The organism is Butyrivibrio sp. WCE2006, assembly GCF_000701985.1.
Taxonomy (GTDB): domain Bacteria; phylum Bacillota; class Clostridia; order Lachnospirales; family Lachnospiraceae; genus Butyrivibrio.
This window is the reverse complement of the sequence record NZ_JNKH01000004.1, coordinates 123349-147134: the sequence shown is the minus strand read 5'-3', so window position 1 is coordinate 147134 and position 23786 is coordinate 123349. Positions and strand designations below refer to the sequence as shown.

The window sequence follows — 23786 nt, the reverse complement described above, 5'->3', positions numbered from 1 at the left end:
GTTGTTTTTCCTGATGCTTTAAAATCTGACGAACGCATGGCTTATTGCTTCGCACACATCATACCTATAAAGCGGTCAAAGAGGTATCCGCTGTCCTGTGGACCACAGCATGCCTCAGGATGAAACTGCACTGTGAATATGTTTTTGCCCACATATTTAAGGCCTTCATTTGTTCCATCATTTACATTAACAAATGCAGGAACCGCAACCTGCGGATCAAGCTTATCGGTATCTACCACATAGCCGTGGTTCTGAGAAGAAATATAAACTCTTCCGGTCTCCAGATCCTTAACCGGATGATTACCACCGCGGTGGCCATATTTCATCTTGTAAGTATCAGCGCCTGTTGCAAGGGCCATCAGCTGATGTCCGAGACATATAGCAAAAATCGGCACATCTGATGCATAGAGCTTCTTGATCTCCTCAATAACCCCTGTACATTCCTTTGGATCCCCGGGGCCATTACTCAGCATTATGCCGTCCGGATTACCCTCAAGTATCTCCTCTGCTGTTGTATTGTAAGGATAAACCGTAACATCACAACCTCTTGCTGCAAGAGATGCTGCAATATTATCCTTTGCTCCAACATCCAAAAGGGCAACCTTTAACCCTTTGCCATTTAATTCCTTAACGAGGCTGGGACGCTTTTCTCTCTTTGAGAGGTCTCCTTTGAGGGAAGCCTCAAAATCATCTTTATTAAATACTGCACTTCCGGAAAGAGGTCCATTTTCAGCAAGATCCTTACTACCTGTTATTTCCTTCTTTTCCTTGCAGGAAACTTTTTCAACAACCTTGCCTGTAGTATATGCCTTGAGCTTTGGTATTATCTCATCAACATTGTAATTCTCATTAGTTGTGATCATACCGTTCATGGTTCCCTTTTCGCGAAGAATACGAACGAGCTTACGGGTATCTATTCCTTCTATTCCGGGGATCTCATATTCCTCAAGAAATTCCTGGATTGTCATGTCGCAACGGAAATTTGATGCCACATCTGACAGCTCTCTGACAATCACACCATCAAGCCATATGCGCTCGGACTCCATATCGTCCCTGCACACTCCGTAATTACCGATCAGTGGATATGTCATGCAAACTGCCTGTCCAGCATAAGATGGATCCGTAAACACCTCGGTATACCCCGCCATGGAAGTATTAAAAACTATCTCGCTAATCACTTCCTTTTTGGCGCCTATGGCATTTCCCTTGAAAACGGTGCCATCCTCCAAAATCAAAAATGCTTTCATTCGCTCCTCCTGAAAATAATAGATAAATGTATGTTGCCTTTCCATTTGCAAGCTCTCCTTTGCATGCAAGCATGCATTCGAGCTTGCGCATGGAAATGCTTATTATTCAAAGTACTTCACACCACTTTCAAATATCTTCATATCCTGCTCACCGAAGATATTTACAGCAACGCCATCGCCTCTTCTCTCTGAATGGCACATTTTTCCAAGACATCTGCCATCGGGTGATGTAATACCCTCAACTGCCATGTAGGAACCATTTATGTTCCAGAGATTGTCAAGATGTACCTCTCCGTTAGGATCGCAATACTGTGTAGCAATCTGGCCGTTCTCAAATAAGTTCTTAAGTACATCTGTGGGTGCTACAAATCTTCCTTCACCATGAGAAGCAGGATTTACATATGTTCCTCCAAGCTGTGCGCCCTGCATCCAGGGTGACTTGTTACTTACAACCTTAAGGTATGCCATTGTTGAAATATGACGGCCAATAGTGTTGAAAGTAAGTGTCGGACTCTCAGGTGTCTGACCTGTGATTTCTCCGTTAGGAACAAGTCCGAGCTTGATCATAGCCTGGAAACCGTTACAAATACCAAGTGCAAGACCATCTCTCTTCTGGAGAAGTTCATTTACAGCTTCCTTGATGCTCTCATTCTGGAAAGCTGTTGCAAAGAACTTCGCACTTCCGTCAGGTTCATCACCGGCTGAAAATCCACCGGGGAACATGATGATCTGTGCCTGTTCGATAGACTTTTTGAATTCAGCAACTGACTCAACAATGTCCTGTGCATTTCTGTTTCTGAATATCTTAACAATTGTGTTTGCGCCTGCTCTCTCAAAAGCCTGTGCTGAATCGTACTCACAGTTACTTCCGGGGAATACAGGAATAAATACTGTAGGCTTTGCTGTCTTATTCTTGCAAACATAAATCTCCGAAGCCTTATATTCTTTTGTCAGAGCGCCATCTTCAAAGATGCTCTTCTTATCTGCGCTCTCTGTATCTTCTTCTGAAACAGGTGCTACTGAAGGGAATACCTTCTCAAGCTTGCTCTTCCAGTTTTCAAGAGCCTCTGCCTCATCTATAACTACATCGCCGACTGTGAACTTACCATCGTCAGTAACACATCCGATCTCTCTTGCTTCTCTAAGTGCAAGTACATCTCCGGCCTTGTCAGCAGGAACCTCAAGAAGGATATTGCCGATTCTGTTTGTGAAAAGATCTTCATGCTTTACGCAGCCAGCAATCTTAACGCCAAATCCGTTACCGAATGCCATGCGGCTGATAGCTGCAGCAACACCATAGCAGTCAATAGCATAAGCTGCCTTCACATAGCCCTTCTGCATAAGGTCATGAATTTCATCATAACGGGCCATTACCTTTTCATAATCAGGAAGGTCATACTCATCCTTGTCGATAGGAAGCTCAATGAGGTAATCTCCGGTTGCCTTAAGCTCAGGTGTGATAACATCCTTGCCCTCAGCTACATCAACTGCAAAGGAAACAAGTGTCGGAGGTACATTGATCTCGCCTGATGCTCTCTTTTCATCACCCTCGTAGAAGAATGAACCGGACATTGAATCCTTACCGCCGATTGAAGCGATACCATATCTCATCTGTGCCTCAAAGGAACCAAGAAGTGCTGTGAAAGGCTGACTCCATCTGGTCTTATCAGCTGTCATTCTCTGGAAGTACTCCTGGAATGTGAGGTGAAGCTTTTTATAATCACCACCTGTTGCAACTATTCTTGCGATTGATTCTGTAACAGCATAAGCAGCTCCGTGATAAGGGCTCCAGGATGAAAGATAAGGATCAAAGCCATAAGCCATCATGGTTACTGTATCTGTTTTACCACCGAGAACAGGAAGCTTTGCAACCATAGCCTGTGTCTCTGTGAGCTGGTATTTTCCACCGTAAGGCATTGTTACAGTGCCTGCACCGATTGATGAGTCAAACATCTCAACAAGACCTTTTTGTGAACATACATTGAGGTCTTCCATAAGTGAAAGCCATGCCTTCTTTACATCATTTGTTTCGAAAGCCTTTGCAACGCCTTCGCTTGCATATTTATTGAAGTAGTTATCATCTTTTTCAGGAATAAGTACCTCTACCTCTGTCTCCTGATGTGCGCCGTTTGTATCAAGGAATGAGCGCTTGATATCTACAATCTTCTTACCTCTCCACTTAAGGACAAGTCTGGGCTCCTCTGTTACTACAGCAACCTTAACTGCCTCAAGGTTTTCTTCAGCAGCATACTCAAGGAACTTATCTACCTGTGAAGGATCTACTACAACTGCCATTCTCTCCTGTGATTCAGAGATAGCAAGCTCTGTTCCATCAAGTCCAGCATACTTCTTGGGTACCTTATCAAGATCTACGTCAAGACCATCTGCAAGCTCACCAATGGCAACTGAAACACCGCCGGCACCAAAGTCGTTACACTTTTTAATAAGCTCTGAAACCTCAGGTCTTCTGAAAAGTCTCTGCAATTTACGCTCTGTAGGCGCATTACCCTTCTGAACCTCAGCTCCGCAGGTAAGGATTGAATCAGCTGTGTGAGCCTTGGAAGAACCTGTCGCACCGCCGCAGCCGTCACGTCCTGTACGTCCGCCAAGGAGTACTATGATATCTCCGGGATCTGAGCTCTCTCTGATAACATGCTCCTGAGGAGCAGCACCCATAACTGCACCGATTTCCATACGCTTTGCAGCATAATCAGGATGATAAACTTCCTTAACATAGCCTGTTGCAAGTCCGATCTGGTTACCATAGCTTGAGTAACCTGAAGCAGCGCCTCTTACAAGCTTCTTCTGTGAAAGCTTTCCTTTAAGTGTGTCAGCAACAGGAACTGTAGGATCTGCCGCACCTGTTACACGCATAGCCTGATATACATATCCTCTGCCTGAAAGTGGATCTCTTATAGCACCGCCAAGGCAGGTTGCAGCACCACCGAAGGGCTCAATCTCTGTAGGATGGTTGTGAGTCTCGTTTTTGAAAAATACAAGCCAGTTCTCTGTAACAGGGCCGTTGCCATAATCAACGTCTACAGGAACAACAACTGTGCAGGCATTGTTCTCTTCAGACTCTTCCATATCTGTGAGTTTTCCGTCTTTCTTAAGCTTTTTCATACCCATAAGAGCGATGTCCATAAGTGAAATGAACTTCTCTTCGCGCTTCTTGGGATCAGCATAGATATCTTCTCTTGCGCTTAAATATTTATCATAAGAAGCCTTGATGGGAGCCTGATAGAAGCCCTCTCTGAAGCTTACATTCTTAAGCTCTGTTCCAAAGGTTGTATGACGGCAATGGTCAGACCAGTATGTATCGAGAACGCGGATCTCAGTCATTGAAGGATCGCGCTTTTCATCATCATGGAAGTACTGCTGAATCCACTTAAAGTCATTAAATGTCATGGCAAGTCCAAATGACTCGTAAAGCTTTTTAAGCTCGTCCTCTGCCATATCCTTAAATCCATCAAGAATCTTTACATCCTCGGGCTCGTCGAAGTTGTCAACAAGAGTCTCGGGCTTTTCTTCATCTGCAATTCTTGAATCAACCGGGTTCATTACGTACTCTTCTATTTTCTTAAGCTCATCTTCTGTAATATCACCCATGAGCATATATGTAACAGCAGTTCTGATAACAGGCTCTTCATCGCCCTTTATAAAACGTACACACTGAACAGCAGAGTCAGCTCTCTGATCAAATTGTCCGGGGAGTGCTTCTACGCTAAAAATGCACGCACCTTCGGGAATTTCAATCGTTTCATGGTATAAAATATCAACCGGTGGCTCTGAAAAAACTGTGGTACAAGCTTTATCAAAAACCTCATCTGAGATGTTCTCCACATCATAGCGGATAAACTCTCTCACCTTAGACACACTGTTAATTCCAAGATAGCTCTTGATCTCTTTTCTGAGTTCCTTCGCCTTTCCTGCATAGGGTGCCTTTTTCTCAACATACACTCGTCTGACTTTGCTCATAAATTCCTCCTAAAAAGTAATATAAAATGCTCCAAGAAAAAAATCTTGAAGCATTAATTATCAATCGGCACTAAGCCCTCCAATATATATAGCAATTCGCGGTCAACCGCGGCCTCGCTAACACCAATAGTTTTTGCGGATACTTTTAGACCCTCAACCACATACATAAGGTTGCGGGCACATCCGTACGGATCAGCGCAGAGAAATTCTCCCTGTCTAACACCATTTTCAATTAATGTCTGAACAATCTGAACACCTGCATCGAACTGCTTGCGAAGAGGATTATCAGAAGGTGTAACTTCAACAGTAGAAAAATATTCATAGGAAGCTAATACAAGGCTATTCTTCTTTCGAAGAATTTCCTTTTTCTGCTCTTTTAAGAAAAGAGCAAGCATATCTGCTGCTGCCATATCATTATCAAATGCCTGTGAAATAGAATCATCGTCTTCATCATCCGACAATTCAGATAATATCGCCAGAAAGATTTCTTCTGTAGATGAAAAATAAAGATAAAGCCCTCCACGACTGATATCACAAGCTTCCACGATATCCTTCATGGTGACATCCTTAAATCCCTTATCTGCAAAAACCTCACGGGCTTTTTCCAGAATGTATTTTCTTTTCTGAGTAGATTTCTCACTCATTCAAAACACTCCTGAAAATACTTAATTAATAAGACATTGTTCCCCAAAAATGAATCAGATCATCCATCTTATATACAAGCTGGTACAGTACTCCGGTGTAAACACCCTCTGCCCAAACAGTTCCTTTAGTCTGACCTTCAAGTATATACTTCGAAAGAATTCCTGCAAGATCATCCATATCAGTGATCTCAGCATCATTTATAAACAAAAGCTCATCCTTGTAATTCGCAATATGATTCCTGGTATAAACATAGGTATAATTACGGTTCATCATCTTGGTCTGCTGAGCCTGCTTTACAAAACTGAGCAAATTGGAATCATATACAGGAAATGGCATTGATTTTTTTAAATCACTGTTGGAATAGCTCTCAGCGACCTGCTGCTTGGTATGTTCCTTAAGCCAGGTCATATACGGTACAAGACTTGCAACATCATCCTTATATCTTGAGATGATATCTTCTACACTGTTTTCGCCATCTTTTCCTTCAAACATATGCTAGCCCCTCGCCTTCACATAACGTCTAAATTTACGGAACTTATCTCAAAGAATTATAACATAAGAAAGAAAAATGTATAGATGGCAATTTGTTCAATAATTGTTTTTGGGTTATACTTGTTGCTAAAAGATTTGTACATAGCAGGTTAGTAGGAAACTTTTCCAAGTGATCTGTTCAGATTTAAAACAAAATAATTATGAAAACGGAGATTTAAAATGAAATATTTTCTTCTATATATAAAGCAAACTTTACGATTTGTATTAAAGCCCATGTCTTTCTTACCGGCTATAGTAATGATGTGCCTTATCTTCAACTTTTCGGGACAGGATGCAGATACAAGCTCACAGCTAAGCTACAAAGTCGGAGTTGAAGTTCTCACCATGACAAATGAGATGCTGGACAGGGGATGGTCACAGTCACATATTTCAGAGCTTAGCACCACATATCAGTTTTATATAAGAAAGCTTGCGCACTTTTCAGAGTATCTTCTGCTGGCAATAACTGTTGCCTTCCCATTATATGTATATGGACTAAGGGGATTTCCTCTTGTAATTATTGCGGGGCTTATCTGCGTTGGCTACGCGGCACTTGATGAGTACCACCAGTCTTTTATCGCAGGCAGAACTCCTCAAAGACGCGATGTCATTATCGACAGCAGCGGAGCTTTTGTAGGAATTATAATAACGAGGATTCTTGGCTGGACCGGGCGAATGACCATATTCAGGCCCCTTGCACTTGAAAAAAACAAAAAGAAGAAGCGATAATCCGACAAACCGGCATGTTGATAATATGGCTAAAAATCGGCATACCAATTAACCGGTGTTTCATTATTGCCTGATCAGTTTTGAAAAGGGACTTTGTACCATTTTTGTACAAAGTCCCTCTTTTCATTTCTTGTGCTATACGCCCCTGCAATTAGTACTGTGGGCTGTAATATCAGCTAATATAAATTACTTTGAAATAAGTAAGGTGATTATTTATTTACCTTAACCTTGAAAAGAACTTCCTCTTCATGAGCCTCATAGTTCTCATTTCCTGCTGTCGTTATCTTAACCTTTACTTTATAGGTTCCCTTCTTAAGACCCTTCTTGACAGTTATCTTTCCGGTTTTGGAATTAACCTTGATTTTCTTATTACCACTTATCTTCTCGTAAGTAACATCTCCCTGTGCAGCATCAACATTTACTGCTTTACTTGCTGAATACTTGAGGGTTTTCTTTTTAACCTTAGACTGTTTTACTTTGATTGTCTTTCCCTTTAAGGAAACAGTATTCTCAGCCTTTTTGATTGTCCATGAAATTGTCTTTGCATCCTTGCTGCCATCACTCCAGGAATAACCATCCTTTAATGTTGCAGTTGCTGTATATGTACCTGCATTTACTGCTTTATTACCGGTAAGAGTGAATCCTTCTCCCTCTGTAACACCAGTCTGCTCATTACCATTGTAGACAAAAGTTTTTCCCTCAGGAACATTTGTCTCAATTAACACTGACTTAACAGCAGGTGCAGGTTTTGTATTTTTATCTGTCTTTGCTACTCCGTTACCATTACTGTTATTATTTTTCTGAGCGTTATTTCCCTGGTTGTTATTCTTAGGAGTTACAGGCTTGTTATCCTTGGGTGTTACAGGCTTGTTATCCTTGGGTGTTGCAGGCTTGTCTTCCTTTGGTGTTTCAGGCTTATCTTCCTTAGGAGTTTCAGGCTCATCTTCACCTAGTGTCTCAGGCTTGTCTACTTCAGCAACATCTTCTGTAAGAAGTATAGTTCCAAATCCTGCTGTAGATGCATAACCCTGTCCTGAATTATCTGCCCAGTTGAGTGTTCCTATTCTGCTTCCAGTGCTGTCTGCATCATTAAGCTGAAGATCAAATCCAACCTTTGTTCCATTTGCAGGCTCAATATCTGTCCACTTGAATGCAGCCTCAATCACATATCCATCAGCTGTTGCAGCAGCTGCAGAGTTTACATTGTCAACGACACACTTTGTACCATTAAAGCTCGGTGTGTTCTCATAGTTTATTCTGTACTGCTTATCATCCTCCTGATAAGAATTGGTCTTGCCATTATTCTCATCAATGAAGAATTCAACTGAATCCTGCTCCCATGCATTACTATTATCTTTGTTCAGATCTGAATCTGTCACCTTGGCAAGAACATAGAGATTCTCATTATCCCAAAGGATCTTAGCGCTTGCCCTTGATTTTACACCTGTATCAATTGTGAGCTGCACATCTTTAGCGTTAGCCCATGCATCATCTGTAGGATCACCATCTACTACAACAGTACCTTTATTTACTACGAAAAGAGGCTTAACCAGTGTAGTTGCAAAGTACTTGCCGGACTCACTCTGCTTCAGTGTTGTATCTCCAAATGCAAAAGTCTGATCACCATCAGTGAAGATAACATCCATTTTTACCTTATTTGAAGAAAGTGCCTCTGCATTAACATCGATAGCAACTACCTTTTCATAACCGTTTTCAGTACTTTCAGCATCTGTACGATTAACTGTTACAGGTTTAATTTCTGATCCGTCATCTGCGAAAATTGTAAAGCTGTCATTTTCATCAACTGTAGCATCTGCAACTGTTACCTTTACATCAATTTCTCCATCATTCCACATCGGAACGAATGTAGCTTTGCTGTCTCCCTTACCAAATTCGTAGGTCTCTCCTGCTGCAAAATCGTCACTAAGCTTCTGAACCAATGTGATATTCTTTATCTCAGGTTCAAGCTCACCTGCATTTGCGATTACATAGAAGCAATCCTTAGCCTTGTAGTAATCATCAAAAAGAAGCGGATACTGCTTTGCATTTCCATTTGAGCCGCCACCATTGTTATTGGCAGTCTGTAACCATGAATGTTTATCTGTAATTCCCCAGATTGTCATTCCGGTGAAGTTAACGCCTTCATCTCTAAGTCTTCTGATTGTGTCATATACATCTTTATATCTCTGTGCAAGTCTTGAATCAGTTGCACTTGATGCACCCTTAAAGTCAAGCTCTGTTATCTGAACTTCATCAACTATCTCAGCATATCTCTTAGCTGCATCCTTAATCTGTGAAACAGAAGGCTGCGCTGCATCTATCTGATAATGAGCCTGCATACCCATACCATCAATTCTGGCTCCGGGAGTAGCTTTAACTGCTCTGAGAAGTTCACATATACCGCCAACTTTACTTGAAACAGTTTCATTATAGTCATTGTAGAAAAGCCTTATATCGGCAGGCATGTATCTATTAGCATACACGAACGCATTCTGTATAAATTCAGGAGAATTATATACTCTCCACCAGGATGAGTTCTCACTACCGTTTCTATAAGTACCTGTTCCATCACTTACAGCTTCATTTACAACGTCCCAGCCATAGAACATTCCGGCATATTTACTTCCTTCTGCTGTGAAATGCTCTGCAACGCTTCTAATATAGATCTCCAGACGTTTGTTCATAACTTCAGGAGTTACCAAAGCCTTGCTTTCATCATAGTCTTCATGGAAAAAGAATTCAGGTGTCTGTGAGTGCCATACAAGTACATGACCTCTGATTTTTATCTGCTTATCAGGATTCTTCTCATTCCATTCTACAAATTTATCAAGACGGCTTTCCGGAGTTGAATAATCAAGTACAGGGAATGGAACATATTCTCCATTAAGCTCAACTGTTGTAATCTCTGCACCTTTCTTAATCATTGCATCAGGCTTAAGCTCATTACCAAGTGTTACACCGTTAAAGTGCTTGTAAGCAAGCTGCATATCAAGCTCGTCGCCAAACTCATCATAGCTTGCTGCTGTACCAATGATAAAGTCATCGCCTAAAAGAGCTGTAACCGGATCACGAAGATCAACTATTTCATCCTCAACTCCAGCTTGAGGCCTTAATTCTGCGGGAGTTGTATCGATTACCACCTGAATCTCCTCAACATTGCAGGTAAATGGATAAGTCTGCTCATTCATAGCCATAATAGCTACCGCATCAACATCTTTAGATACACCGGGATACATAGTGTAGCTTGTCTTTCCACTTTTGCCATAGTCAGCCTTTAGTTCCTTGTGCTTGCCATCTTCATCAAAACCACCATATACCTTAAGGCCAAGAGTCTTGGTAGGCTCGGTAAACTTAAAGGTTACTGACTTTACATCTCCTCCGGGAATTGTCTTTCCAAGATCAAGTCTGTACTCGCGCCATGCCTGCTCAAATTCAAGTTCTGTGCCTTCTACAGCAGTATCGCCCCAGCTTTCAACGAACTTAAGGTCATCACCTTTGAAGCTAAGTGTCTGCTCAAATTTGTCAGCTTCAGCCTCTTCTTTATCAACAATGATCTCATCAACAGTTATTCCATACGCCGTGTCATCCATTGACATTATTCCAAGACATCTTACTGATTCCTCGATATTGGTTGAAACAACATATTCATCTTTTCCTGTAGCGTTATAATCTACAAATATCTCCTTCATTCCATCATCGTACAGTTTAAGAGCCACCTTACCACCCTGATCTTTTACTTTGATGGTGATTTTCTTGAATTGTTCAGCAGGAATAGATTCTCCTAAATCATAAACAAACTCATCATACTGCTTCTCAAATTCTATTCTGCCCTTTGTTGTATTGCTACTGTTCCACCTACCATGAAATTCCGGAGCATTCTCACTTACTTCATACTCTTTTACTTCTGCTTCATTCTCAGCATTGTCAGCCTTTTCACCAGTTTCACTTTCGGTTACAGGAGCTGTTTCCTCTGACTCCTTGCCCTGTTTATCCTCTGTTACTTCAGGTGCTTTTTCTTCCTGCGCTGCTTCCTGCTCATCTGAAGGCTTTTCTGCAACTTCTTCCACTGTTTTTTCTTCAACCTTTTCTGCAGCTTCTTCCACAGGCTTTTCTTCAGACTTTTGTTCTGCTTCTTCCGCTGATTTTTCTCCGGTTTTTTCTGCAGATTCTTCTACAGCTTTTTCTGCAGATTCTTCTCCAGTTTTTTCTTCTGGCTTTTCTGTAGATTCTTCTTTTGCTTTTTCATCTTCTGAACCTGTTTCCCCATTTGGCTCAGTTTTCTCAGACGCCTGTTCAGCTTCCGATTTTGCATTCTCAGCAGTTCCTGCTTCTTCACCTTCTTTCCCCTGTTCAGTTGAATCAGCATTCTCTGCTTCAGCTGCTCCTTCAACTGCCGGTACTTCCTCAGCTGCATAAGCTTGCAGCGTACCAGTTCCGACAGTTGAAACAGTCAGCATTCCTGCCATAAGTAACGATGACAACCCCAACTTCTTTTTGTGCATACCTTTCCTAAACCTCCTTAAAAATAAAGTGTTATTGTGCAATTCCCCAATTTGCACACAGTTGCACTTCTAATTATTCTGTAAATTTTGACGGTACGCTTATCAAAAGATGCTGACTTTTTATCACTTTTTGCCAATAAATTCTTGTTATTTTTTTAAACACGGCTGGATTTTACTAAAGAATATTGTATGCAAGCGTTTTATCTTACGACTTCTTGCATGTAAATAGGAAAATAAATTTAAGAATATGGAAATCTAACAGGAAATTAGTAGAAAAAAAAGACTCGATATCAATTGATATCGAGTCTATAGCTAGCAGGGGAAGCAGGATTCGAACCCGCATGAACGGTTTTGGAGACCGCAATACTAGCCATTGTATGATTCCCCTATCCTTGACGTTTTCTGTCGCCAACGAAAAAGATTATAGCATAGCGAAAAAATGTTGTAAACAGTTTTTTTTAATTTTTTCAAATAGTAAAATTGATTGTAAAATTGATTCAACTAAAAATTATTTATAGCTGAGGAGGAGTCATGAAAAACAAAATTATTTCCTGCATTCTTGCAAGTCTTTTTATGTGCACTGCGCTTTCCGGATGCGCTAGTAAAAAGGCACCGGAGATTCCTGTGATCGATGATTTTTACAGAACAACCTATGAAATTTTTGTATATTCATTTTATGACAGTGACGGCGATGGTATTGGTGACCTTAATGGTGTGACCGAAAAGCTTGATTACATAAACGATGGTGATCCATCAACCACCGATGATCTTGGATGTAATGAGATCTGGTTAATGCCTATTTGTCCATCAACAACTTATCATAAGTATGATGTTACAGATTATTTAAATGTGGATCCGGAATATGGAACCCTCGATGATTATAAGAAGCTTGTGGAGGAAGCCCATAAGCGTGGAATACGCGTGATAAATGATACTGTTATGAATCACACTTCATCTTCTCACCCATGGTTTTTGGAGGCAAAAAAATATCTTCAGAACCTGCCTTCGGGAGAAGCTCCGAATCCACAGGATTGCCCTTATATAGATTATTATCATTTTACTGATAAAGCAGATAAGGGCTATAACAAGCTTGAAGGCACAGACTATTACTATGAATGCCAGTTCTGGTCAGAGATGCCTGACCTTAATCTCGATAATACTTCTGTTCAGAAGGAGTTTGCTGATTACGCAAAATTCTGGCTGGATCTTGGTTGCGACGGCTTTAGAATGGATGCTGTCACCTCGTTTACAACCGAGAATATCGGTGAAAGCACTAAGGAACTTGGCACTTTCGTTAAGGCAGTTAAAGATATAAATCCTGACGCTTATATTGTTGGTGAAGCATGGACTTCATCCAGCAGTTATTCAAAGTATTATGCAAGCGGTATCGATTCTCTCTTCGACTTTGATTTTTCAGGAAGTGAAGGTTTAATTGCAAAATGTGCCAAGGGCAAGATGACTCCCATAAGATATGTTCAGTCACAGATTGATGAGGATGAGCTTTACTCTTCTTACAATGAGAACTATGTTAATGCGCCCTTTTACACAAACCATGACATGGCAAGAAGTGCAGGTTATTATACAGGCAAAAATGCAAAGAACAGCATTAAGCTCTCAGGTGCACTCAATCTTTTGATGAGCGGTAATGCCTTCATATATTATGGTGAAGAGCTTGGCATGAAGGGTTCAGGTCAGGATGAAAACAAGCGTGCTCCCATGCAATGGGCTTCTGAAGGTTCAACCGGAATGACCAAGGGTCCTGCCAATATGGATAAGTTTGAAATGCCTTACGGATCATTGGAAGATCAGAAAGATGACCCTGATTCTATCTATAATTATTATAAAAAGGCAATTAGTCTAAGGAACACTTTTCCTGCAATTGCAAGAGGAAAATGCAGTCTGATTGAAAGTCTTTCAGGAGACAGGAATGTTCTGTGGATCAAAGATGCCTCAGATAAACTGGATGATACTATCAAAGATTCCAAGGTACTCCTTGCGCTAAACAATGGAGATGAATCTATAGAGATTGATCTTGGTAAGGATGATGCCACTGAAGGTTTCAGAACCCTCTCTGCTACCCTTTCAACGGGAACTGATGAAGCCACGCTTGAAGGTGATAAGCTGATTTTACCTGCAGGGGGAATTGCTGTTATTACGATGTCTAACTAAGTCAAATACAACGCGGTTGTCGCCAGATGAACATGCAATTATGTTCATCTGGCGACTTCTTTACACGAATAAATAAAGAAAGCCTTAATTCTTTATTAAATACCTCTTTATATAATAAATTTATACTATTTAGGAAGTATAATAAATAATCATGCAAATGTTAATTGCGTCATAAGGTTACATTATTTATTAACTCTTTTGTTATACGTATAATCGTTATTATTAGGAGGTAATATGGATAATAATACTGTTCTAACCGAAACCAAAAGCAATGTAAAAACTACTCAAGGGGTGAAATTCAAGCTTATTCTGTCCATGGTATTAATAGTTGTTATCCCACTATTAATATCTATAACGATCAGCTTTCTAAATTCGATAGAAAAAGCCAAAACTGATGCTGAGACCATTAATGTTAAGCAGGCAGAAATTGTTGCCAGCGCATTCTCTGATAATCTTTATCAGCAGCTAAGAACTCTTGAGTCTGCAGCAAGCTCTCCGTACACGATTGAATTTGTGAAAAAAGCTGACGCCCTCACGGATGAAGACAAAGCCAGAATGATTTCATTTTTGGATAATCTCAACGTCCCATATAACGATGGCAATAGCATAGTTATTACTGCATCAACCGGTGATCAGCTTGCAAGAACAGGTGATGGAGCTCTCTCCAACATCAGCGACAGAGACTATTTTAAGAGTGCTATTGCAGGTCAGTCAGTTATCTCCGATATGGTTATATCCAAAGCAACAGGCAGCCGAATAATAATTCCTGTAGTTCCTGTTTATGATGACGATTACAAAACTCCTATAGGCACAGCTCAGAGAAGTTATGATCTATCAACTCTTCATAGTCTGCTTAAAAATAATATCGAGCAGTCTCAGCGCGCGTTTATAACAGACTCAAAAGGAATAGTCATTGCACACTCTGACTACGAAATAGGTCCGGACGATCCTGAAGATAACAGAAGTGATAGAAAATTCTTCACATTAGCCAGTCAGAATGGTGAAGGAACATATATTTCCGATGATAAGGGAAGTGAAAAACAGATCGTTTCTTATTACAAAGATCCACTGACAAACTGGGTTGTAATCGTTTCTTCTAATTATGATGCTGTAATGTCGTCCGCATACAGAAGTGCAATAGTAGTAATCATCATAGCTGTTATCATGACAATTATTGCTATATTTATGTCATTTGCCATGGCGAAATCCTTCACCGGTCCTATGCAAGAAGTAAATGCAGCCCTTCATCATCTTGCAGATGGTCAGTTCCTTACAATTAACAAGTACACAAATCGCAAGGATGAATTTGGTGAGATGATAGGAAATACAAATTCAGTTTTGAGTGTACTTGGCAAAATTGTAACAAGTATCAAAGAATCTGCAGTTGCAGTCAATGGTTCATCAGTAGACCTTGCTGATACCGCTAACCAGATTTCTCAGACAGCGGAGGATGTTTCAAATGCTGTTCAGGAGATTGCTTCCGGTGCTACACAGCAGGCTGATGAGATACAATCCGCTACTGAAAATGTTGGCAGAATCGGAGAAGCTATAGCTGATGTTCGGACATCCTCAGATGATCTTTCAGATATCGCAGGCAAAATGAAGGAAGCTTCCGAAATATCCAGTAATTCGTTGCGTTCTCTGCAGAACTCTTCAACTGAGATGACAACAAAAATCGACGATATTTCACAAACAATCCAGGCTACGAAGGATGCTGTTAATACTATCAGCGAAAAAGTTGAAGGTATTACATCCATTGCAACCCAAACCAACCTTCTATCCCTTAATGCGTCTATCGAGGCTGCAAGAGCCGGCGAAGCAGGAAAAGGATTTGCTGTTGTAGCTGAAGAAATCGGAAAGCTTGCTGAAGATTCCAAGCAGATGGCAGATGACATAAAGCTTGAGATGGAACAGCTTCTTTCGCAATCTAATGCTGCAGTAGCAGCCGCCGCAGATGTCAAGCAGGGCAACAATGACCAGCAGATAGCGCTTGGTGAAACTCTTGCTGCCGTTAACGGAATGCTCGAAGATATCAGTAATACGGTTAGCGGAGTTAAACTCATATCAAATGGCGCTGAGACCTGTGATAACTCCAAAAATGCTGTTGTTGATACCATGAGTGCACTATCAGCCATATCTGAAGAGAATGCTGCATCCTCAGAAGAAACCGGAGCCTCCATGCAGGAGCTTTCTGCAACAGTTACTACTCTTGCAGGATCTGCTGACAAACTTAAGCAAATTTCCGAGAAGCTTAGCGCAGATATAGACTTCTTCAAATAAGATAAAAAAGACTTCAATGCAACGTACATACTGCATTGAAGTCTTTTTTCATATATTATAAATGTCTTACCACTTCAAATCTCTCAAGGCTTATCTCCTCTCCCTTCGGAATTCCTGCCTTCTGACAGGCGATGTTTATCTGCTGGATTACATCATCAACTCCGTCAAGATTTGGAAGAAGCAGTCCTCTCTTGTGCCCGGAAGTCACTATAACTCCATACCTCTTAACATCAAGATCATCAGGCGAAGATATGGGTTCAGGTTTATCAAGAACATCCACACTTATTTCAAGCCAGGGAAGTTCTTCTCTTGTTATCATGGGAAATCTCGGGTCATTGGTTGCTGCACTTATGGCGTTTTGCAGTATCTCCTCTGCAACACATTCGCAGGTAGGAAGTATTGTTCCAATACATCCGCGGAGAGCGCCATTTTTATGAATTGATACAAAAGCGCCTGCTGTCTGAGTCAGCATTTCCTGTGGCAGATTTTCATAATAAGTTCCCCTTAAATCCTTCACATGATAGGTTTTCCCTGCACTTATGTAGCTTTCAAGAGAAAATCTTGCAAGGCTAACATAGGGATCCTCATCTTTTTGCCTCTCTCTAAGTTCAGACAGTTTCTCTTTTCTCCATTCATCCAGAAAATGCCTGCTATCATCAGGACCGCCAACTTCAAAGGTACAGATTCCATAGCCTACTCCAAAGGTAGCCTCATGAACCAAGGCTTTAGCCTTTACACTAAGTCCGTCCAAAGCTCCTGCCATCATCACAAATGACTTATGCCCACATTCTGCAGCTTTTTCACAAAAGCTTTCGTCAAAGTCAAAAAGGTTTTTAAACTCTCCACTGCCACACACCTCCATGATTCGCTTATCATACTCAGGAGCCTCGGGAGCAAAGCCATATGGACCTTCTTCTTTCATTTTATGCGCAAGGTCTCCACTTGCCACATAAACAACTCTTCTTCCGGTTTCTTCAACTGCCTTCTGAATAATCTGACCCATCTGATAATGAAGCGCAAGAGGAAGCCCTGACAGCCCGATTCTTACAAGCTTAAAATCAGTATATTTTTTACAAATGAAATAAAGCGGAATTAACGTTCCGTGATCCAGGGAAGGATCCCTCTCCCCGAGAGTTCCTGCAGGGAATTCATGAATTGACAGTCCGCCCTGCCCCTTTTGGTTTCCATCTGACTTTTCATAAAAATCGGGTCCGCCCATCTCAGCAATCCGGGAAATTTTCTTCACAAGCTCCTCATCATACTCAGCATCAAAGCTCACTTCCTCAGCCTGAAACCTCCCCATATCACCATAGGCACTTTTCCCCGGAGAAATGTGAAAATAATCAGAATACATGACGCTGTGAGGACTTGAAATAATTATAGTTTCCGGCTTTAGAGACGCTATTTCATCAGCAACTTTTTCATAAGCCTCAATAACGTTACTTATTTTCTTCTCCTCACCTCTTCCTACTTCCGGCAGGATAATTGGCGGATGTGGCACCATAAAAGCTCCAAGAATTGGCATAAGTTACCCCCCTCTTCATCTATAAACAATGGTTTTTATCTGACTCAGACCGGTCTGTTGGCAGTACCGTTACCCAATCATGCTCCGCATTCCTGGGCGGTACCAGGCTCTATATTTTTCAGAGCATGGATTTCGCTATCTTCAGAGATTTATAGATTCCCGTTTTTCTGAAGAAAAACAGGAATCTATGAATTCTTAAGCACAGTCGTTATAACTTTGAGATAATTATACACTAAATTATGATATAATCAGATAGAACAAACAATTTTAAGGAGGAGATGAAAAAATGTTTTGTCCTAATTGCGGAACAGAGAATCCGGATTCAACAAATTTTTGTACTAACTGCGGTGCAAAGCTTGTGCCGGATAATGATGCTCAAAACCAGGCACCTCAGAATGGTCCTTTTGGTTTTGACCCTAATAATACTTACAATGGTAATCAGGGGAATCCTCAAGGATTCAATTATCAGAATGATAGCCAAAATGGCGGTTTCAATTATCAAAATGGCAATCCAACCGGATTTAATTATCAAAATGGTGATCCAAACGGTTTCCAGCAGTATCCCTACTACAATCCCAATCCCGGTATAACAGGCAGAAGTATAGCTCTTGCTATAATTTTCTCTCTTATAACCTGTGGTATTTACAATATTTACTGGTTCATTGTTCTTACAGATGAGACCAATGTTTTGTGCAATCGTCAACATGAGACTTCCGGTGTAGTAGCATTTTTACTTTCAATCGTTACTTGCGGAATTTATAGCTGGTACTGGGCATTTAAGCTCGGCGAGAAGGTTGATCAGATAAAAGGTGAGCAGAGTTCAAGCAACTCTATTCTTTTCATCATTCTTCAGCTTATCGGTCTTGGTCTCGTAGTTGAAGCTATAGCACAGGATGCGATAAATAAGGCTGTAAATTATCAGTAATTTTTTTCAGACTATGATGGCTACAGAAGGGGGACAACATGATTCGCGCGATTAAAGATGACATAACAAAGGTCACAGGCTTCGATGCTATAGTTAATCCTGCTAACAACAGTCTGCTTGGCGGCGGCGGTCTCGATGGTATGATTCACCGTGTTGCCGGTCCTCAGCTTAAGACAGAATGCCGCAAATTAAACGGCTGTGAAACCGGAGATTCAAAGCTTACTCTTGGTTATAATCTTCCATCCGAATATGTTATCCATTCTGTAGGCCCTATCTGGATGGGCGGTATAGCCGGTGAGGCTCAGCTTCTTGCCTCATGCTATACCAGTGCTCTCAAATTAGCCTCTGACAACTACATCAGAAAAATCGCTTTTCCTCCAATATCAACAGGTGAATATGGCTATCCCATGGATAAGGCTGCTAAGCTCGCCGTAGCTACAGTCTCTGCTTTTGTTGCAAATCATCCTGATTCCTTTGACGATGTATGTTTCGTCCTTCAGGATGACCTTGGATTCAATGCTTTCTCTGAAGAGTTAAAAAATGTTGAGCTGGTCAAAAAGGCAGAGCCTAAGAAGAAGCCTTCAAGAAAAGGAAGAAAAAATGCTTCTAAAGATGTAGATGAGATAGATGAATTATTCTCCGAAAATGACGAAGATGAAGCTTCTCTGGAGAATGGTGCAGGAACCGCTGCGGATGAGACTTCTCAGAAGGATGATGGAGAAAACAGCGCGGATGAGACTTCCGAAAACAGATTCAGTGCGGAACCTGTTTCTTCTGCAGGTGATACAAATGCTTCAGATAACCTTCAAAACTCAGAAGGAATCTGTAGTGACACCAACAGTAACTCAATAAGCTCTTCAGCTGATACTCAGAGCATTCCGGAGATTGCGCTTCCCGAGACACCGCCGGATTTTCCTATTGCCCTTTACAACAAATATCATATAGACTGGCTTATCGATGAAGTTTCAAATGGCAATCCCCACACCTATGTGTGCTTTTATCTTGCGGAAAAAACCTATGAATTCTGCCAGTTTTCACTCTGGTATCAGGGCGATCCGATATTTATCAATGGCAGGAAATACCTCACAGCCCAGCAGTACATATCAGCTGAAAAAGCTCTTCTTTTCAATGATTTTAATACCTATGCAAAAATCATGAATGAGCCTGATCCTGCTCTATGCCAAAAGCTTGGTTCAGAGATCAGAAATTTCGACGAAGTAATCTGGAAAAAGTGCTACCGTGAAATCATATTCAACTGTAATGTGGGAAAATATCTGTCAGATAAAGCCTTTGCCGAAGCTTTAATGTCTACCGGAGACTCCGTTATTATTGAAGGAAGTCCTATGGATGATATTTTGGGCTCAGGATTATCAAAAGAAACTCTTCTGTCTAAGGAAGGTGTTCTAAAGATTCCGCCCCAGAACTGGCACAAAGAGGATTCAGATTTTCAGGCAAAAAATGAACTGGGCTTTATCCTTATGGCAGTCAGAGAATTTTTTAGTAATAGAAACTAATTTCCAAGGCCATCTTTGATGGCCTTATTTACTTTCTCATCCATCTCTGAAGCAACCTGCGTTGTAAGCATATCCATTATTCTGCTACTACCTTTTGAGAAGGTCATTGCAGAATGTGCATCCTTAGCATTAGTTTTCTTGTAATCATCTTTATGATTCATGTCATAGCTCTGCCTCATTACCTGATCAAGAGTACGCATAGCCTGCATTGAGTCATAAACCTCATCAAATTCTTTTCCAAACTTACCCTTAAGCTCCTCTCCACGACTGAGTTGGTTTGTTATGGAGTCGATTATATCTTTTCGGTTTCCTTTTCCAAGCGATAAAGTACTGCCCTGCCTGCTACCGCGCCCTGCGTTATCAAGATACAGATCCGTAAGTTTATTCATTGAAGAAGATAAATCATATGACATAGATGTAACCTCTTATTATTTGTTGTGTTACGATGCACCCTGTGAAAGCCCCAGCCATTGCATGCTTCTGTAATTATATCTAAGCAAGATGACACTATATTCCATTTTCTATATCGGCATGTTCTTATTATTTCATAACAGAAATATCTTTGTGCTGATTCTAAATGTTGAATTACCAATTCAGGAACATATATAATGATGTATGGGTCAAAATTTGATTTTGGCCTTACTTGAAAGATTCGAATAAGCTCGTTTCTTCAGGATTCTCGCGACTCAAAAAGGATAAAACAAAATTTATATGAACAATACTACAACTTACGATACAACAGAATATACAGGAATTCCCAAGGCCATCCTGGTGGGGCTTTCAACAAGTGACAGAGACACCGGTTCCTTTGACCGCTCCATGAGTGAGCTTTCCGCTCTTACTAAGGCTTGTGACCTTGAACCTGCTATGACGATCACACAGACACTTTCTCATCCTGACCATGCAACTTTCATTGGAAGCGGTAAGGTTGAGGAGCTGAAAAACCTCATCAGCATGCTTGATGCAGATATCATTATTTTCGGTGATACCCTCTCTCCTATTCAGCTAAGAAATCTTGAGAGAATCCTTGATACTGAAGTCATCGACCGCACCGGACTCATTTTACAGATTTTTGCAAAAAGAGCCAGAACCAGAGAAGCCCGCATGCAGGTTGAATATGCACAGCTTCAGTTTATGCTGCCAAGACTTGCAGGTATGAGAACAGAACTAAGCCGTCAGGGTGGCGGCAGCGGCAGACTATCCAATAAGGGTGCCGGTGAAAAGAAGCTTGAGCTGGACAGACGCCGAATCGAACAGCGATGTGCAGAACTCAGAAGAGAGCTTGAAACCATAGAACGTGAAAGGGATACTCAGAGATCAAAGCGAATGAATTCAGACATCCCACGCATTTCATTAGTTGGCTACACAAATGCAGGTAAGTCCACTCTTCTCAATTCATTTCTTGATGCAAGCCATATTGAGGAAAAAGAAAATAAAAAAGTCATGCAGAAGGATATGCTTTTTGCGACCCTTGATACCACTGTAAGAAGAATAGATCTTCCGGGCCACAGACCGTTTCTCTTATCTGACACCGTCGGTTTTATCAATGAACTTCCGACAACGCTGGTAAAAGCCTTCAGGTCCACGCTTCAGGAAGCCATATATGCTGATCTCTTGCTTGAGGTTATTGATTTTTCAGATCCGGATTATATGACTCATATCGAAGTCACAGAGAAGACTCTGCGAGATATAGGCGCTTCTCAGATACCTATAATATATGTGTTCAACAAGGCTGATCTGGTTGTCGGGAACTCAGAGCACACCGCCATGAAGATTCCCCATGTCCGTGACGATAGGATTTATATGTCCGCAGAAAATGCTATTGGACTTGATGAACTGACTACTCTTATTGAGCATACCTTGGAAGGTGAGAAAATAGATTGCGAATTTGTAATTCCCTACTCTGATGGTGCTGCACTTTTTGACATCACTTCGCGTTCTGAAGTTTCAGAGACTGAATATACTGAAGAAGGAACGCACCTCATACTTAAATGCAGCAAGAAAATGGCTAAAAAATACCAAATTTATACAATATAAAAAGCCCGCACTTTGCTCGATATTATCGAGTCGAGTGCGAGCTATTTTTGTTTTACTCAGCACCTTCAACCTTAGGCGGAAGTGGTACTCTGCTGTATGTCTCAGTCATCAGTCTTAGGCGGAAGTGGTACTCTGCTGTATGTCTCAGTCATCAGTCTTATGCTGTTTGCAAGATCCTCAGACAGATAATTAGGTGTAAGTCTCCACTGCCAGTTTCCTTCAGAAGTTCCCGGTGTGTTAATTCTCGCCTCTCTTCCCTTGCAAAGATAATCCTGCAAAGGCACTATGCATAAATCTGCTACTGATCTGTAGGCCTCTCTGATAATATCCCAGACAAAAGCTCCGTAATCGGTATTTATAGAATTAATATACCTTCTTGTAAAATCACGTTCACCTTCGGATATTTCCTGTACCCACGCAAAGGTTGGAGTATTGTCATGCGTTCCTGTATAAACCACACAGTTGTTGATATGGCGGTGATTAACATACATGCTGTCCCAGCTGGTAAAGCCATACTGAAGTACCTTCATTCCGGGGAATCCTGAATCCGCAAGGAGCTTCATGTTTTCCTCTGTGGTATTCCCAAGATCTTCAGCTATCATATTCAACTTCCCAAGTTTTTTCTCAAGAGCTCTGAAAAGATCCATTCCGGGTCCTTTCATCTGTTTTCCGTTTTTGGCAGTTTCATCACCGTAAGGAACCTCGTAATACTCAGCAAAACCATGGAAATGATCGATACGAATAACATCAAACCATTCATAATTTCTCTCAATCCTGCGAACCCACCAGGAATAGCCATTCTTTTTGAGAGCCTCCCAGTCATAAACAGGATTGCCCCAAAGCTGTCCGTCTGCTGAAAAAGCATCAGGAGGACAGCCTGCTACAGACTTTGGTGTAAGATCCTTGTCCATTTTAAATGCTTCAGGATGTGACCAGCTGTCTGCGCTGTCCATGGCAACATAAAAAGGCAAATCTCCTATTATTTTGACGCCATGATTTGCAGCATATTTATGAAGCTTTCTCCACTGCTCGTCAAACTTAAACTGCTCAAAGAAGATAAATTCAATTTCATCCTTGAACTCTTTTTTTGCTTTTTCTAGAGCCTTTGAATCTCTCTGCTTTAACTCCTTTGGCCATTCAAGCCAGGATTTTCCACCCTGATCTGCCTTTATTGCAACATACAGAGCATAATCTTCCAGCCAGTATTTTTGCTTTTTCTGATACTCTTTGAATTCCTTCAGTTCACCTTTTTGCAGGAAATTCTCGTATGCTTTTTTTAGAATAGGCTGGCGGTTCTCATATAACTTTCCATAATCAACGCGCTCGATATCGTTCCCGAAATCTACTCCATTTGTATCATCCCAGGTCAGAATACCGTCTTCTATGAGTCCTTCAAGAGATATAAAATATGGATTACCTGCAAATGCTGAAATCGGCTGATAAGGTGAGTTTCCAAAACCGGTAGGTCCTATAGGAAGTATCTGCCAATACCCCTGGTAAGCCTTTTGCAGAAAATCCACAAAATCATACGCTTCTTTTGAAAAACAACCAATGCCAAAATTAGATGCCAACGAAAAAATTGGCATAAGAATTCCACTTTCTCTGTGCATAAATTCCCCTCCAACAAAACATTCTGTCTATATTATAGCTCTTACATCTGATTAGTGCCATAAAATTACATTTTGTGAGCGTTGTTATCTGTGA

14 protein-coding genes, 1 tRNA gene and 1 pseudogene are annotated in these 23786 nt (G+C 41.1%); 7 read left to right on the top strand and 9 right to left on the bottom strand.

Annotated elements, in window-relative coordinates; translation table 11 throughout:
* Positions 1–41 precede the first annotated feature (41 nt).
* From T501_RS04780 to T501_RS04765, 4 genes are all read right to left on the bottom strand, one after another.
* Positions 42–1247 (bottom strand): carbamoyl phosphate synthase small subunit, encoded by a 1206-nt coding sequence (locus T501_RS04780; RefSeq protein WP_026509697.1) that lies wholly within the window; start codon positions 1245–1247, stop codon positions 42–44.
* A gap of 102 nt (positions 1248–1349) precedes the next feature.
* Positions 1350–5225: a phosphoribosylformylglycinamidine synthase gene (locus T501_RS04775; RefSeq protein WP_044913618.1), complete on the bottom strand. Its 3876-nt coding sequence runs from the start codon at positions 5223–5225 to the stop codon at positions 1350–1352.
* 53 nt (positions 5226–5278) lie between these two features.
* Positions 5279–5869 (bottom strand): TetR/AcrR family transcriptional regulator, encoded by a 591-nt coding sequence (locus T501_RS04770; RefSeq protein ID WP_044913617.1) that lies wholly within the window; start codon positions 5867–5869, stop codon positions 5279–5281.
* A gap of 25 nt (positions 5870–5894) precedes the next feature.
* Entirely contained in the window at positions 5895–6362 is a 468-nt protein-coding gene (locus T501_RS04765; RefSeq protein ID WP_044913616.1) for a hypothetical protein, read from the bottom strand.
* A 219-nt stretch (positions 6363–6581) separates the two neighbouring features.
* Between T501_RS04765 and T501_RS04760 the strand changes: the two genes are divergently transcribed.
* On the top strand, positions 6582–7130 hold the full coding sequence (locus T501_RS04760) for a VanZ family protein (RefSeq protein WP_050008138.1): 549 nt from the start codon (positions 6582–6584) through the stop codon (positions 7128–7130).
* Positions 7131–7339: 209 nt separating this feature from the next.
* On the opposite strand, the gene T501_RS04755 is transcribed toward T501_RS04760, so the two are convergent.
* Together T501_RS04755 and T501_RS04750 are read right to left on the bottom strand one after the other, a co-directional pair.
* The gene (locus T501_RS04755; RefSeq protein WP_044913615.1) at positions 7340–11632 is read right to left on the bottom strand and encodes an endo-1,4-beta-xylanase; all 4293 of its coding nucleotides are present in this window, start codon (positions 11630–11632) and stop codon (positions 7340–7342) included.
* A 316-nt stretch (positions 11633–11948) separates the two neighbouring features.
* Positions 11949–12020 (bottom strand) — tRNA-Trp (locus tag T501_RS04750).
* 143 nt (positions 12021–12163) lie between these two features.
* On the opposite strand from T501_RS04750, the gene T501_RS04745 reads away from it, so the two are divergent.
* Together T501_RS04745 and T501_RS04740 are read left to right on the top strand one after the other, a co-directional pair.
* A complete protein-coding gene (locus T501_RS04745) occupies positions 12164–13801 on the top strand; it encodes an alpha-amylase family glycosyl hydrolase (RefSeq protein ID WP_044913614.1) in 1638 nt (545 codons plus the stop codon).
* Positions 13802–14035: 234 nt separating this feature from the next.
* Positions 14036–16081: a methyl-accepting chemotaxis protein gene (locus T501_RS04740; RefSeq protein WP_044913613.1), complete on the top strand. Its 2046-nt coding sequence runs from the start codon at positions 14036–14038 to the stop codon at positions 16079–16081.
* Between the two features lie 55 nt (positions 16082–16136).
* Here the strand turns inward: T501_RS04740 and amrA are convergent, their stop codons facing one another.
* Positions 16137–17606, bottom strand: coding sequence for an AmmeMemoRadiSam system protein A (amrA, locus tag T501_RS04735; protein ID WP_044913612.1), 1470 nt, complete (start codon positions 17604–17606; stop codon positions 16137–16139).
* Between the two features lie 286 nt (positions 17607–17892).
* Between amrA and T501_RS20640 the strand changes: the two genes are divergently transcribed.
* The 3 genes and pseudogenes from T501_RS20640 to T501_RS22655 all read left to right on the top strand — a co-directional run bounded on the left by T501_RS20640 (position 17893) and on the right by T501_RS22655 (position 20045).
* Positions 17893–18531 (top strand): DUF4234 domain-containing protein, encoded by a 639-nt coding sequence (locus T501_RS20640; protein ID WP_081675176.1) that lies wholly within the window; start codon positions 17893–17895, stop codon positions 18529–18531.
* A gap of 38 nt (positions 18532–18569) precedes the next feature.
* Positions 18570–19070: pseudogene (locus tag T501_RS22660) on the top strand (macro domain-containing protein); the annotation flags it as partial.
* A gap of 450 nt (positions 19071–19520) precedes the next feature.
* A complete protein-coding gene (locus T501_RS22655) occupies positions 19521–20045 on the top strand; it encodes an NADAR family protein (protein ID WP_242845482.1) in 525 nt (174 codons plus the stop codon).
* Here T501_RS22655 and T501_RS04720 read toward each other — a convergent pair.
* Positions 20042–20458: a hypothetical protein gene (locus T501_RS04720; protein ID WP_044913610.1), complete on the bottom strand. Its 417-nt coding sequence runs from the start codon at positions 20456–20458 to the stop codon at positions 20042–20044. The genes T501_RS22655 and T501_RS04720 overlap by 4 nt on opposite strands.
* Positions 20459–20756: 298 nt before the next feature.
* On the opposite strand from T501_RS04720, the gene hflX reads away from it, so the two are divergent.
* A complete protein-coding gene (gene hflX / locus T501_RS04715; RefSeq protein ID WP_044913609.1) occupies positions 20757–22082 on the top strand; it encodes a GTPase HflX in 1326 nt (441 codons plus the stop codon).
* 101 nt (positions 22083–22183) lie between these two features.
* Here the strand turns inward: hflX and malQ are convergent, their stop codons facing one another.
* Positions 22184–23692, bottom strand: coding sequence for a 4-alpha-glucanotransferase (malQ, locus tag T501_RS04710; protein WP_044913606.1), 1509 nt, complete (start codon positions 23690–23692; stop codon positions 22184–22186).
* Positions 23693–23786: the final 94 nt, after the last annotated feature.

Coding starts and splice junctions, on each gene's coding strand:
- T501_RS20640 (WP_081675176.1), top strand. CDS start 17,893: ATGTTTTGTCCTAATTGCGGAACAGAGAATCCGGATTCAACAAATTTT.
- amrA (WP_044913612.1), bottom strand. CDS start 17,606: ATGCCAATTCTTGGAGCTTTTATGGTGCCACATCCGCCAATTATCCTG.
- T501_RS04740 (WP_044913613.1), top strand. CDS start 14,036: ATGGATAATAATACTGTTCTAACCGAAACCAAAAGCAATGTAAAAACT.
- hflX (WP_044913609.1), top strand. CDS start 20,757: ATGAACAATACTACAACTTACGATACAACAGAATATACAGGAATTCCC.
- malQ (WP_044913606.1), bottom strand. CDS start 23,692: ATGCACAGAGAAAGTGGAATTCTTATGCCAATTTTTTCGTTGGCATCT.
- T501_RS04775 (WP_044913618.1), bottom strand. CDS start 5,225: ATGAGCAAAGTCAGACGAGTGTATGTTGAGAAAAAGGCACCCTATGCA.
- T501_RS04765 (WP_044913616.1), bottom strand. CDS start 6,362: ATGTTTGAAGGAAAAGATGGCGAAAACAGTGTAGAAGATATCATCTCA.
- T501_RS04755 (WP_044913615.1), bottom strand. CDS start 11,632: ATGCACAAAAAGAAGTTGGGGTTGTCATCGTTACTTATGGCAGGAATG.
- T501_RS04720 (WP_044913610.1), bottom strand. CDS start 20,458: ATGTCATATGATTTATCTTCTTCAATGAATAAACTTACGGATCTGTAT.
- T501_RS04780 (WP_026509697.1), bottom strand. CDS start 1,247: ATGAAAGCATTTTTGATTTTGGAGGATGGCACCGTTTTCAAGGGAAAT.
- T501_RS04760 (WP_050008138.1), top strand. CDS start 6,582: ATGAAATATTTTCTTCTATATATAAAGCAAACTTTACGATTTGTATTA.
- T501_RS04745 (WP_044913614.1), top strand. CDS start 12,164: ATGAAAAACAAAATTATTTCCTGCATTCTTGCAAGTCTTTTTATGTGC.
- T501_RS04770 (WP_044913617.1), bottom strand. CDS start 5,869: ATGAGTGAGAAATCTACTCAGAAAAGAAAATACATTCTGGAAAAAGCC.